Source organism: Sporosarcina ureae DSM 2281, from assembly GCF_000425545.1.
GTDB lineage: Bacteria > Bacillota > Bacilli > Bacillales_A > Planococcaceae > Sporosarcina > Sporosarcina ureae.
The window spans coordinates 104315-118073 of record NZ_AUDQ01000012.1 but is presented as its reverse complement, the minus strand read 5'-3'; the positions used below and the strand labels follow the sequence as shown (position 1 = coordinate 118073).

Below are 13759 nucleotides of genomic sequence, written 5' to 3'. Positions count from 1 at the left end.
ACCCCACAGGAGTGATTATACATTCGGATCAAGGGAGTGTGTATACGTCATACGCGTATCAAGCCTATATCAAGGATAACGACCTGATCGGCAGCATGTCACGTCGAGGAAACTGTTGGGACAATGCGGTGATTGAATCATTTCATTCGAGTCTGAAATCTGAAGAATTTCAATACGTTAAATTTAATTCATTACGCAATAATATTGTAGTTGAACGAGTAATTGCCTATTTAAATTATTATAATGAAGAACGTATCCAAGAAAAATTAGGCTACCTGACACCGATAAAATATGGTGTCAAAGCAGCCTAATCATGGTGTTTTATATGTGTCTCATATCGCTAGGTCAGTCTAGATCCACTCTTTTTATATCCACATACATCATTGTTGCATTTTACCCGCAGTATACCCGCCATCTACCGCAAGTGTTACACCGCTAATTGATCTCGCAAGGTCTGAGCATAGGAATACCACAGCGTTTGCTTGTTCTTCTGCGGTAGACATTCTTCCGGCTGGAAGGGAAGCCAGTACGCCTTGGTATTGTTCTGGCGAAGTTTTGGACCAGCTTTCAATTGCCGGTGTAATCGTTGCGCCTGGTGCAATAGAATTAATCGTGATGCCTTGTTGGCCATATTCCAATGCTACTGATTTTGTAAGACCCGCAATGGCGTGTTTAGATGCAGTGTATGGCGCCATGTTCGGTGAGCCTTCAATGCCCGCACCGGATGCTGTGTTGACAATTGCACCGCCACCCGTTTTTAGCATAGCGTTTACTTCATGCTTGATGCAGTAAAACGTACCATACAGATTTACTTTCAGTGTAATATCCCAGTCCTTCGAATCCATTTCTCCAATAGGCTTTAACCCTTTGTTAATGCCTGCGTTGTTATGTGCAAAGTCTAGCTTGCCGAATGTTTCAACTGTTTTATTGACAAGTCCGATCACTTGTTCTTCATTACTTACATCACATTTAAAAAAGGCTGCTTCCCCGCCAAAATCTTGGATCAGTTGTACAGTTTCTTGCCCTGCCTCTTCACTTACGTCAGAGATCATCACCTTTGCTCCGGCTTTTGCTAATGCAATAGCAGTTGCTCTACCGATACCTGAACCCGATCCTGTTACTAATCCTGCTTTTCCTTCCATCATTCCTACCATGAAAAACACTCCTTTTTGTAAATATTCTTTTTAGGTTATATACATATTACGACTGCCCATTCAATTGAAGAGGTTGAGTTCTGCGTTTTCTATTGAACAACATACGCTCAAATGGTGGGGAAATCAACTATAAGGGGTAGGGAGGTACCAGGTCCCCACACAATTTAGAAACAATTCAGGAATGTATAAAGAGTAGGTAATTGTTTTAGTTTCCTCTTTGAGAAGTTTATAGGTACATCTTTTACTATTATCATTATTGCGTTTCATCCGCGACATGGAGGGGATAGTATATTTTTAACAATAAATACAAAATAATACGTCCTGTACATGCATACAATTTAAATGCAGGCTGAGGGGCAGCCAGCTTCGACTAGACTAGTAGATCGGCAGGTTGCCTATATATAAGCATTGGTAATTATAAAATAAGGGGGATTTTTATGGAGTGGGATTATGAATATGATGTAATTGTCGTTGGTTCAGGAGCGTCGGGATTTTCGGCCGCGATTACGGGAAAGAAAGAAGGCTTGAAGACGGTCCTAATTGAAAAGGAGAAAGTATTTGGAGGGGCGTCGGCACTTTCGGGAGGCGGGGTATGGATTCCGAATAACCGATATTTGGTCGAAGGTGGAGTGCGTGACAGTTTTCAGGAAGCGAAGACGTATTTGGATGCAACGGTCGGTGACAAAACGTCGGATGAGATGAAAGAGACCTATTTGAAGAAAGGCATCGACATGATGGATTATCTCCATGACACGTCCGAGCATATGCGGTTTACGTACGCTAAAGACTACTCAGACTATTATCCTCACTTAGAAGGTGGTAAAGGAGAAGGGCGTTCCATTGAGCCTACAGTCTTTAATCTAAACAAGCTGGGCGGTTGGCGAGGGCAGATGAAGAAACCCGCGATGGATACGAAAGGGTTTGTCATGACAGGACAGGATTTCCGTCATATTAATATGATTACTAGAACGTGGAAAGGAAAGAAGAGAAGCTTGACGCTCGGCTGGCGTTTGGTTAAGCACTTGGTTTTGAAAGCCAATTACTCAGCTTTGGGCCAAGCGCTGATCGGTAGACTTGCGCTAACATACAAAGAGCTTGGGGGCGAGCTTTGGCTAGATAGCCCGTTCATCGATTTTACTATCGAAGACGATTCAATTACCGGCATTAAGATTATGAAAGACGGCAAAGAAACTCGTGTGAAAGCATCGAAAGGCGTTATTTTTGCGTCAGGCGGATTCTCCCAGAAACAGTCGTTTCGTGAGAAGTATCTTCCGGCGCCGACGGATAAAACGTGGACATCCTCTCCGCAAGGGCAAACAGGGGATTTATTGGATCCCGCCCAGATGCTTGGCGCGAAACTTGGCTTCATGGATAAGGTTTGGGGCGCGCCATCGATCATTGATCATACAGGCAAGCCGTTCTTCTTAGTGGCGGACCGGGCCATCCCATCTATGATTATCACAGACCAAGATGGCAACCGCTATATTAATGAGCCCACGCCATACCATGAATTTGTGGATACTATGTATGCGCACCATGAAAAAACAGGCGGTAAGGCAATCCATTCGTGGATCATCCTAGATCATAAAGCAAAAAAACGTCATCTCTTCGCGGGATTGTTCCCAGGACAAGATTTCCCTAAAGAATACTATGAACATGGTGTGGTACTAAAAAGCGAAACGATTGCAGGATTGGAAGAGCAATTGGCGATACCAAAAGGAAATCTAGTGAAGACAGTGGAGCGGTTCAATGGATTTGCGGAGACAGGAAAGGACCTTGATTTCCATCGGGGCGAAACGAAGCATGATCAGTACTACGGTGATCCCACACTGAAAAACCCGAACCTCGATGCGCTCAACAAAGGACCTTACTACGCATTGAAGATCTATCCGGGTGATATTGGAACGAAAGGCGGCGTCGTCATCGACACTCACGCTCGCGTGTTGAAAGAGGACGGAACGCCAATTGAGGGACTGTACGCGTGTGGCAATTGCTCAGCTGCCGTGATGGGTGAATCATACCCGGGACCTGGCGCGACAATTGGACCTGGCATGACATTCGGTCATATCGCAGCCCTTCATTGTAAGGAGAATTAGAAGTATGGAGTTAACGTACCAGGTGCTCATACAAATTAAATCGTCTTAAAGCTTCTCTAGGTGATACATCCTGACTATAGTAAAAATTCATTTTAAAACATATTACTATCCACTTTTAGTTGTCAATGGTGAAAAAATACGCTAACGACAAAGACTTTATCTAATAAATCTACCAAATAGTCTGTACGAGAAAACACAGGGGGGATGTAGTATGAAACTGTTAACTAGATGGTCCAACACGTTAATGGAGAGATATTTACCAGACCCGTATATTTTCGTTGCTATTTTAACGTTGGTTGTATTCGGGCTCGGTCTTGGATTCACCGATTCGGGTCCGCTCGACATGGTCGTGCATTGGGGAGATGGCTTCTGGGGGCTTTTGTCATTTACGATGCAAATGGTCATTGTTCTAGTTGCAGGTTATGTTTTGGCAATTAGCCCAGTATTCAAGAAGTTGCTAAGCACGCTTGCAGGTGTGGCAAAGTCACCTGGTTCCGCAATTATACTCGTTTCTGTTGTAGCATTGATTGCTTGTTGGATTAACTGGGGCTTCGGTCTGGTCATTGGTGCTCTTTTTGCGAAGGAAATCGCAACGAAAGTACCGAATGTTGACTACCGTTTGTTAATTGCAAGTGCTTATTCCGGTATGATTATTTGGCATGGAGGTCTTGGAGGATCGATTCCACTGTCAATCGCGACTGAAGATCATCCATTCGCTGACATAATGGGTGTCGTTCATACATCTGAAACGATTTTCTCTACGTATAATATGATCATTGTCGTGGCGCTACTTATTGCCATTCCGTTGTTGAATCGTTTCATGATGCCAAAGCCAGAACATACCGTTACGGTGGATCCGAAGCTTTTAGAAGAACATATCGAAGTGGAGAAAGATACTGATCACACACCGGCTAGCAAACTTGAAAACAGTGTGATTATTTCTATGCTGATCGGCGCACTTGGTCTCATTTATCTCATTCAGCATTTCATTACCAAAGGGTTCGATTTGAATTTAAACATTGTGAATTTTATTTTCCTCATTCTAGGCGTGATTTTCCATGGTACGCCGAAACGTTTTCTTGCCGCTGTTACGACGGCGGTTAAAACAGCTGGAGGCATCATCATTCAATTCCCGTTCTATGCGGGTATTATGGGCATGATGGTTGCTTCAGGATTAGCTGGTGTGATGTCCGAATGGTTTGTTTCCATATCTACGGGAAGTACGTTTCCACTGTTTACTTTCTTTGCGGCAGGTCTGGTGAACTTTTTCGTGCCATCCGGTGGCGGTCAGTGGGCAGTGCAAGCTCCTATTATGTTGGATGCTGCGCAAACACTCGGTGTTAGCTATTCGAAAACCGCTATGGCGATTGCATGGGGCGATGCATGGACGAACATGATTCAGCCGTTCTGGGCGTTGCCGGCACTTGCGATCGCAGGACTTCGTGCGAAGGATATTATGGGCTTTTGTATTTTCGTACTTGTAGTGAGTGGGATTATTATTAGTATCGGATTATATTTCTTCTAAGTAAATTTGAAACGACTGGGATCATGCTCAGTCTTTTTTTATCGTAACGGAATGTTTCCTATTTCATTCGGCAATCGTTATACTAGAAATGACGGAACGAATATACGTTCTTGATTCGACCGTACACTATACAACTAGAGAGGTTTACATATGAAAGGCACTTCACATCTATTTATCGGCACAGCGGTCGGTGCTATTGCGGGATACGCTGTGCAGCCGGATATCAAGACTGCGTTAATTGGCGCGACGGTCGGCGGAATATCCGGCGTTGTTCCGGATCTTGACACGAACGGGCTCGCGAGCAATAGCATTACACTTAGTAAGAAAGTAAGCAAATGGCTTATGGAGACTGCCGGCATCGTCATCTTGCTGACACTCATCTATCAAGTATTTACAGAGGGACTGAGCCAAGATATTTATGTATATGGTGGTATCGGACTTCTACTGCTTATTGTGTCGCGTATCATTACACAACGACGGATGCTCACCATCACTGGGATCCTTGTCATGCTTCTCGGCTTTGTCCTTGATCAGTCGCTCGGTATTTTACTTGCTGGTAGTTATATTATTATTGCGTCGTTCTTGCCGCATAGGTCCTATACGCATTCTATAATCGGTATTGTGTTTTATGCATATATTTTGAAGCATGTGTATGCGCAATGGCCGATTGACGGTCTAGTTGCTGCGGGGCTTGCTGGGTATATTAGTCATTTGCTAGCGGATATGAAGGTGCTTCCTGTTAATCGACGGGGGGTTAAGTGGTTTATGCCTTTGTGGAATCGGGAGTTTTAGGGGCTGGGTATGGACACGGTTTGATTGGGTGCCAGGTCCCCACACAATTCGAGAACAATTCAGAATTGTGTGGGGATGGTACTTTTTTTTTATAGGGTACCAGGTTCTCACACAACTTACGAACAACTCAGAGTAGTCCTGGAACCTAGTACATAAAATCAAATGGATATAGTTTGAAACTTTTTTGGAAATTTGCCGTCTGTACGGTGAAATCAAGATAGTTGAATGGGGGAATTGAATTGGAAGAAAATCAAAAGAAGAAAAAGCCATTTTATAAAAAGTGGTGGGTTTGGGTGATTGCACTTATCATTATTATATCTGCTACCAACAGTAGTGATGAGGACAATGAGGTGGCAAGCCAAGAAGCAAGTAAGCAGGCTACTACTGAACCAGTACAAGATACTCCCAAAGAAGAAAAGACCGATATTTTTGAACCAGTAAAAGAGGAAAAGCCGGTAGAGGATGATGTACCAAGTGAATATAAATCCGCTTTGAAAAAGGCCGAAACATACGCGAAAACAATGAATATGTCTAAAAAATCTATTTCTGAACAATTAACTTCTGAAAATGGAGAAAAGTTTACTGAGGAGGAAGCCCAGTACGCAATGGAAAATCTCCAAGCTGATTATAATAAAAATGCCTTAGCAAAAGCAAAAACGTATCAAGAAACGATGAGTATGTCACCAGAAGGAATAAGAGACCAGCTGACTTCTTCGTATGGTGAAAAATTCACACAAGAAGAAGCTAATTATGCTATTGAGAATTTAGATAAGTAGAAGCTGATTACTGAGGTACCAGGTCCCCACACAATTCAAGAACAATTCAGAATTGTTTCGGGACCTGGCACTTATGTGGAATCGTGTCACGACCAGGCACTTATAGAACTCGATTTCTACCAGCACCAAATCCAACAATTAGAGTTAATACCGTAACAAATAATAATATGGATAAGGAAAATGTCCAAGTACCCGTCGTGTCCACGAGAGATCCTAATAAAACGGGCCCTATTGCAGCAAGTGAATAGCCGATTGCTTGCGCCATTCCCGATAACTTTGCTGCTTGCATTGCGGTAGTTGTACGCATAGCTAGAAAAGCTAAGGAAAGAGGGAATAATCCACCATAGGCAACTCCTATCAATCCAACACTCCAAATCATGACATCATAACTCTCACCGAATAGAAGCCCGATATACCCACCAAATGCCAACGTACATAAAATTAAAATAATGCCTCGTTGTGATGTGAATTTACCTGCAATGATCGGTACGAGTAGACTGGCAGGTAGTCCGATTAATTGGTTAAATGACAGCATCCAACCAGCAGACTTACTCGTTACACCGTAATCGATTAAAATTTCCGGTAGCCATGTCATTAGCGCGTTATATGAAAAAGCTTGTAACCCGAGAAAGATAGCTACTTGCCAAGCGAGCGGCGACCGCCACATTTTACTATCATCAGCCTTCACATAATACATGTTCACTTCGTCGGCGGATTTTCGTTGTTTAACGAAATACACCCAAATTCCAATACCTACAAGCGCAGGTACAATCCAAATACCTAATGCAAATTCCCACCCTAGCCCAGCACCGACAGCTAACGGAATACTAACTCCCGAAGCTAAAGCCGCAAATAAACTCATTGTCGTCGTGTATACACTCGTCATCAGTGGCACTTGATTTGGAAAACGTTCTTTAATGATACCGGGAAGTAACACGTTTGAAATAGCAATTCCCACGCCGATTAACATCGTGCCAATAAAAAGTAATGGGATGAATGGAATCGACCTCAAGATGATTCCAAAAGAGAGAGTACACATCCCCGCAATGAGTGTAGTTTCATTGGTAAATCTAGTACTAATCTTGGGGACTATAGGGGACATGACCGCAAAGGCAATTAACGGTAAGCTCGTTAAAATACCTATACTCCCATTGGAAAGAGACAGACTTTCGCGTAGTAGACCGATAATAGGTCCAACAGAAGTGATGGCGGCACGTAAATTACACGCAACGAGTAGGACTGCGGAAATTAGGAGAACTTGATTGGTACTTTTTAACTGACCATATTTATATCTATTCATGGAACCAACTCCTTTTTAGACTGAGGGAATGTACACTGCCTGAAATTGAAGGGCAGGATCCTTTTAGTCGAAAAGGGATCTCAAAACAAGTCGAGAGAAATTCATGAGTATGTGATTAGGTATAAACAGCTTACTAGGTATTGCCAGATTTCCGCATGATTTATAATTAGCTAAAGCATCTGACATTTTTCATTTAATAATCTCCAATTTTGCTACTAACCGCATTTTTTATAAAACGCACCTTGGGACAAAAATCTTTCATCACCTTTTGTTTCTTTTGTCGATAGTTGTGGAAAACGTCGTCATTAACACGATAAAGACAGGTAATAAACTCCACAAAAAGAAACCCCATTGCTGTGTGAGTAGAGATAATACCAAGAAGAAAGCAAGTGCGATAATTGAAATATAAACAGTGCGTTTCTGATGTTTATTCATCTTGCACGCTCCTTTTTGTAGTACTAGTATTAATCATCTTATCACAAATATTTTACTTGGGGTACCAGGTCCCGACACAACTTAGAAACAATTCAGAATTGTTTCGGGACCTGGCACCTCCAAGTATACTCCAACGTTGAAATTTGACTTGACATTCAAAATCAGAAAATTCATAATATATATAAGGTAGAAAATGGCAGTGTGAAGGAAGTGAGAAAGTCATGTCGTTACGAGAGAAGAAAGTGGAAAGGAAAAAAGAAGAGATCAGGAAATCCGCAATGAGTGTTATTGCGGAAAAGGGATATCATGCCACGACGATGGAAGATATTGCAGCGAAGTTACTTATGACTAAGGGTTCCGTTTACTATTATTTTAAAGATAAAGAATCACTTGTGTATGAGAGTCATAAACTACTTTTGGAACAAAGTATGGAGCAACTTCAAAATGTGTTGGCGGAAGAACTTACGTCTGTTGCGAAGTTGCGCAAGGCGATGGTCGTCCACATGGAAAATGTCATTACAGGAAGAACGGATTTCTTTATTGGCGTTAAACCGGATCAAGTGTTTGAAGGTGAGCATTTGCAAGAAATTCTACACCTTAGAAATCAATACAGTGATTGTATGAACAGACTTATTCAACAAGGGATGGAGGACGGAAGTTTTGTACAAGTAGATATGAAGATTGTGAATTATATAATTCTAGGAGCCATGAATAATGCGGTGATCTGGTATTCTCCGAAAGGTAGTAAAAGTATAGAAGAATTGGCCAATTCTATTGCAGATTATTTATTAAAGATTCTATTGTAGGACTATATATCAAAGGGAGCGAAGTAAATATGAACATGGATCACGTGTCAGCGGTTATTACAGGGGGCGCTTCGGGACTTGGAGAAGCTACAGCAAGAGAGATTATTGCGGCAGGAGGAAATGTAACGATTTTGGATTTGCAAGAAGACCGTGGGAATGAATTGGTCAAGGAGCTTGGAGATAGTGCATTATACGTCAAGATGGATGTCACCAGCGCGGAAAGTGTTCAAGCGGCGTTGGAGCATGCGGTGAATACTTTTGGCAAAATTAATGCAGTCGTGAATTGTGCAGGCATCGCTGTGGCGGAGAAAACATATAGCGGCAGAAAAGGTGCGCATGATCTGGAAAACTTCAGCAAGGTCATTCAAATTAATTTAATCGGGACGTTTAATACGATTCGTCTCGCTGTCGAGCATATGACGAAAAATGAACCAAATAGTAAAGGCGAAAAAGGAGTCATTGTGAATACGGCGTCTGTTGCCGCGTTTGACGGCCAGATTGGTCAAGTGGCGTATGCAGCATCTAAAGGCGGGATCGTCAGTATGACATTGCCCCTTGCGAGAGACTTGGCTTCTGAAGGTATTCGCGTGATGACAATCGCACCAGGCTTGTTTGAAACACCGATGTTCGCTTCATTGCCTGAGAAAGCTAAGGAATCTCTCGGAGCGATGGTACCTTTTCCTTCACGGCTCGGCTATCCGGAAGAATACGCACAATTGGTGAAAAGTATTTGCGAAAATACGATGCTGAACGGGGAAGTTATACGCCTAGATGGAGCAGTCCGTATGCAGCCTAAGTAATAAGTGTGTATAGAAAATGAAAAACGTATTTAATGAAATGTAAGGGCTTACAAATGAATGTAGGAAAGAGGGGTTTAGTATGAGAGAAGCAGTAATTGTGGAATGGGTTAGAACGCCGGTAGGAAAAAGAAATGGTGTATTGAGTACGGTGCGGGCGGAAGATTTAGCAGCCAAGCCGCTGGCGGAAGTGATCAAACGAGCGGGAATTGATGCGGGGCTAGTAGAGGATGTCATCTTCGGGTGTGTATCGCAAGTAGGGGAACAATCTTTTGATATCGCTCGGGTTGCCGTTTTGCAGGCAGGATATCCAGTTGAAGTACCGGGAACGACAGTGGACAGACAATGTGGGTCAAGCCAGCAAGCTGTACATTTCGCAGCACAAGCGATTATTAGCGGAGATATGGATGTGGTTGTGGCAGGGGGCGTCGAAAGCATGTCTCGGGTGCCAATGGGGAGCAGTCGACTAGACGTGAAATTTAGTGAAGAAATTACATCAAAATACGAAATGGTTCACCAAGGCGAGTCAGCGGAAAGAATTGCTGAGCAATGGGAGATCTCAAGAGAAGAAATGGACCGCTACTCACTCGAAAGCAATGAGAAAGCTGTCATTGCACGGAAGGAAGGTCGGTTTGATAAAGAAATCATGCCGATTGAGGTCACACTTCCTGACGGCACGAACATGATTGTGAAGGATGATGAGGGGCCGAGAGAAGATACGACGATGGAGAAGCTCAGTTCGTTGAAAACTCCCTTTAGGGAAAGTGGTGATGTGACGGCTGGAAACTCCAGTCAAATTAGCGACGGGGCAAATGCGATTCTGTTAATGTCCCGCGAAAAGGCGGAAGAACTCGGATTAAAGCCAAAGTTTAAAGTACTTACTCGGGTAGTGGTAGGTTCCGATCCGACGCTCATGCTGACGGGACCCATACCTGCTACTCAAAAGGCCTTAGAAAAGTCCGGACTTACACTCGATGATATTGATATTTTTGAAGTCAATGAAGCCTTTTCTGTTGTGACGATTGCCTGGTTGAAAGAGACAGGTGCCGATCCAAAGAAGCTAAATCCAAATGGCGGGGCAATCGCTCTAGGTCATCCGCTTGGCGCAAGTGGTGGTCGATTGATGATCACAATGATGAGTGAATTGGAAAGAACGGGCGGCCGTTACGGACTGCAGACGATGTGCGAAGGGCACGGCATGGCGAATGCGACGATTGTGGAACGTTTAGATTAATTGCTAATGAGGAATGAAGATATGTAAAGAGGAGAGATTTCTATGCCACTAGATTCTATACAGGTACTGGATTTATCCCGCTTGTTACCGGGTCCATACTGTTCGATGCTTCTCGCAGATTTTGGTGCAGAGGTGATCAAAGTGGAAGAACCTAGCATAGGAGACTATGCGCGGGCGGAATTGCCTAAGGTAGGGGAAGTGAGTGCGCTTTTTCATTCATTGAACCGTGGTAAAAAGAGTATTTGTCTTAATTTAAAAGATGTGGCAGACAAAGAGTGTTTTAAGCAGCTTGTGAAAGATGCGGATGTTGTGATTGAATCATTCCGGCCGGGCGTCATGAAACGGCTCGGATTGGATTATAAAATATTGAGCGAAATCAATCCAGGGCTTGTGTATTGTGCGATCACGGGTTACGGACAAGACGGCCCATACGCTACTCAGCCCGGTCATGATTTGAATTACATTGGTTATGCGGGGCTACTCGATGTGATGGGAGAACGACACGGTGCGCCACAAATTCCTGCTACGCAAATTGCAGATATTGGAGGGGGTGCGTATCCGGCAGCGATGGGGATCATGCTGGCATTGTTTGAAAGACAGAAAACAGGTATTGGGCAGATGGTTGATATTTCGATGATGGATGGCGTGCTTTCTTGGATGCCAACATTCTTTCCCGGGTTTCTTGCGACGGGTCAACAGCCACAAAGAGGTGAACTAGACTTAAGTGGCAAGCGTGCGTCGTATGCGGTGTACGAAACGAAAGACCATAAATGGTTAGCTGTTGGCGCATTTGAATTAAAATTTTGGCGTGCATTTTGCGATGTTATTGGTAAAGAAGAATTTGCGGAGAAATTGCATGATCCAGTAGATGTTCAGCTGCAAATGAAAGAAGAAATTACTGCGATTTTATTGCAGAAGACGAGCGCGCAATGGATGGAAATATTCGATGGGGTCGCGGCTTGTGTAACACCGGTCCTGTCATTCGATGAAGTACTAGAGGATCCACAAGTTAAGGCACGGGGGATGATCCAACAAGTAGAAGATCCAGAAATTGGGCCAGTGACGCATATCGCAACACCTATAAAGTTGTCAAGAACGCCCGGAAAAATTCAAAGTCCAGCTCCTTCTCTAGGAGAGCATACAGTAGCGGTACTCGGAGAATAGAAAGAAGAACTCGATTTATATGATGTGGCCATTGGTAATGAAGAGGAGACTTTTCGCGTCAGGAAAATAGAAACTGTATGTCAATGAGTTTAGTGAGAGAAAGGGGACAATACTAATGGATATCGGCCTATCACTTTCCCGTAATGCACGCAGAATACCTGAGAAAACCGCAATTATCTATGAGGATCGACGTTATACGTATCGCGAGCTGAATCAAGAGGTGAATAAACTTTCACATGGACTCATTCACCATGGAGTAAAAAAAGGTGACAAAGTAGCGCTCATGATGAAAAACTCAGATACATTTATTATCGTCTACTATGCCATATTGAAAGCAGGAGCTATTACGGTACCTGTGAATTTCCGCTTAACCGCTACTGAAGTGTCGTATATTTTGGATGACAGTGACGCCAGTGTTGTGTTGTTCGATGAAGAGTATGCTTCATTAATTGATCAAGCAACAACGAAGAATCACAAGATCAATTTGAAAATCACAACAGGCGCAACAGCAATTAACGACCAAGTCCTTTACAAAGATGTATTACAAGACACCACAGATGATCCCGAGATCTCTGTCGATGAAGCGGATGATGCAGAAATATTATATACATCCGGTACGACTGGCTATCCGAAAGGCGCGTTATTTGATCATCACCGCGTACTTCATGTAGCTTTTAACACCTCTTTAATCCTCAGAATTAATCCCGATGACATATTGCTTCACGCCGCACCGCTGTTTCATTCTGCACAATTAAATTTATTTCTTGTACCAGGAATTTATTTAGGCTGCACACAAGTCGTCCATCAAAACTTCGAACCTCAAAAAGTATTACAAGCTATCGATCAGTATAAAATTAGCTTCTTCTTTGGCGTACCGACGATGTATAATTTCTTGCTACAAGTTCCAGACAAAGAGCAATACGATCTTTCTTCTGTTACACGATGCGGGTATGGCGCAGCACCGATGCCTGTCGCTTTATTGGAACAGATAATGAAGCTTTTCAGCACAGATCAGTTTTACAATATGTGTGGTCAGACAGAAGGAGGACCAGGTGGCGGTGCTTTTCTTCTACCAGCAGATCATAAAGAAAAGATCGGTACTGGCGGGAAAGCTTCACTGAATACGGAAATACGCGTTGTGGATGATCATGGTGAGGATATACTCCCTGGTGAAGTGGGGGAATTTATTATCCAAAGCGAGATGGTTATGAAGGGGTATTATAATAAGCCAGAGGAAACTGCGAAAGCGATCCGAAACGGCTGGCTCTATACCGGGGATTTGGCAACAATCGATGAAGACGGCTTCGTTACATTAGTAGACAGAATGAAAGATATGATCGTTTCTGGAGGAGAGAATATTTATTCGACAGAAGTAGAACAGGCGCTGTATAGACATCCTCAATTGCTAGACTCGACGGTAGTTGGCTTGCCGGATCCAGTGTGGGGAGAGAAAGTAGTCGCGATTGTGGTAGCGAAGAAAAATGAAAAGCTCGACTACGCAGAGTTGAAAGCTTTTTGTAAAGACCATTTAGCGGATTATAAAGTACCCGTTGAATTTATCGAGGAACAAGAAATACCTAGGAACGCGTCAGGAAAAGTTTTGAAATATCGTATTCGGGAAGCACTGGTTTCTAATCGACCTGTTAATCCTCACGTATAAAAATAGAAGCTTTTTAATGG

13 protein-coding genes are annotated in these 13759 nt (G+C 43.2%); 10 read left to right on the top strand and 3 right to left on the bottom strand.

The genetic code is table 11. The annotated features are described in order from the left end of the window. Positions 1–152: 152 nt before the first annotated feature. Entirely contained in the window at positions 153–311 is a 159-nt protein-coding gene (locus tag H605_RS19760) for an IS3 family transposase (protein WP_476715114.1), read from the top strand. 69 nt (positions 312–380) lie between these two features. Here H605_RS19760 and H605_RS0112320 read toward each other — a convergent pair whose 3' ends face one another. Continuing rightward, entirely contained in the window at positions 381–1154 is a 774-nt protein-coding gene (locus H605_RS0112320; protein ID WP_029054505.1) for an SDR family NAD(P)-dependent oxidoreductase, read from the bottom strand. A gap of 437 nt (positions 1155–1591) precedes the next feature. Between H605_RS0112320 and H605_RS0112315 the strand changes: the two genes are divergently transcribed. The 4 genes from H605_RS0112315 to H605_RS0112300 all read left to right on the top strand — a co-directional run bounded on the left by H605_RS0112315 (position 1592) and on the right by H605_RS0112300 (position 6343). Then, positions 1592–3250 (top strand): FAD-dependent oxidoreductase, encoded by a 1659-nt coding sequence (locus tag H605_RS0112315; protein WP_029054504.1) that lies wholly within the window; start codon positions 1592–1594, stop codon positions 3248–3250. Between the two features lie 211 nt (positions 3251–3461). Then, positions 3462–4775 carry a short-chain fatty acid transporter gene (locus H605_RS0112310; RefSeq protein WP_029054503.1) on the top strand — a complete coding sequence of 438 codons (1314 nt, stop codon included), beginning with the start codon at positions 3462–3464 and terminating at the stop codon, positions 4773–4775. Positions 4776–4925: 150 nt separating this feature from the next. After that, positions 4926–5567, top strand: a complete 642-nt coding sequence (locus H605_RS0112305; protein WP_029054502.1) for a metal-dependent hydrolase — start codon at positions 4926–4928, stop codon at positions 5565–5567. A gap of 239 nt (positions 5568–5806) precedes the next feature. Next, complete coding sequence (locus tag H605_RS0112300; protein ID WP_029054501.1) at positions 5807–6343, top strand: Ltp family lipoprotein; 537 nt, start codon at positions 5807–5809, stop codon at positions 6341–6343. Positions 6344–6443: 100 nt separating this feature from the next. Here the strand turns inward: H605_RS0112300 and H605_RS0112295 are convergent, their stop codons facing one another. Next, positions 6444–7643: a CynX/NimT family MFS transporter gene (locus tag H605_RS0112295; protein ID WP_029054500.1), complete on the bottom strand. Its 1200-nt coding sequence runs from the start codon at positions 7641–7643 to the stop codon at positions 6444–6446. Positions 7644–7904: 261 nt separating this feature from the next. Then, positions 7905–8078 carry a hypothetical protein gene (locus H605_RS19145; protein WP_169535195.1) on the bottom strand — a complete coding sequence of 58 codons (174 nt, stop codon included), beginning with the start codon at positions 8076–8078 and terminating at the stop codon, positions 7905–7907. A 221-nt stretch (positions 8079–8299) separates the two neighbouring features. On the opposite strand from H605_RS19145, the gene H605_RS0112285 reads away from it, so the two are divergent. The 5 genes from H605_RS0112285 to H605_RS0112265 all read left to right on the top strand — a co-directional run bounded on the left by H605_RS0112285 (position 8300) and on the right by H605_RS0112265 (position 13739). After that, positions 8300–8884, top strand: a complete 585-nt coding sequence (locus H605_RS0112285) for a TetR/AcrR family transcriptional regulator (RefSeq protein ID WP_029054499.1) — start codon at positions 8300–8302, stop codon at positions 8882–8884. A gap of 29 nt (positions 8885–8913) precedes the next feature. After that, positions 8914–9684: a 3-hydroxyacyl-CoA dehydrogenase gene (locus H605_RS0112280; RefSeq protein WP_029054498.1), complete on the top strand. Its 771-nt coding sequence runs from the start codon at positions 8914–8916 to the stop codon at positions 9682–9684. A gap of 79 nt (positions 9685–9763) precedes the next feature. Continuing rightward, a complete protein-coding gene (locus tag H605_RS0112275; RefSeq protein WP_029054497.1) occupies positions 9764–10915 on the top strand; it encodes a thiolase family protein in 1152 nt (383 codons plus the stop codon). Between the two features lie 42 nt (positions 10916–10957). Beyond that, complete coding sequence (locus tag H605_RS0112270) at positions 10958–12079, top strand: CaiB/BaiF CoA transferase family protein (RefSeq protein ID WP_029054496.1); 1122 nt, start codon at positions 10958–10960, stop codon at positions 12077–12079. 115 nt (positions 12080–12194) lie between these two features. Then, the gene (locus H605_RS0112265; protein WP_037562000.1) at positions 12195–13739 is read left to right on the top strand and encodes a class I adenylate-forming enzyme family protein; all 1545 of its coding nucleotides are present in this window, start codon (positions 12195–12197) and stop codon (positions 13737–13739) included. Positions 13740–13759 lie beyond the last annotated feature (20 nt).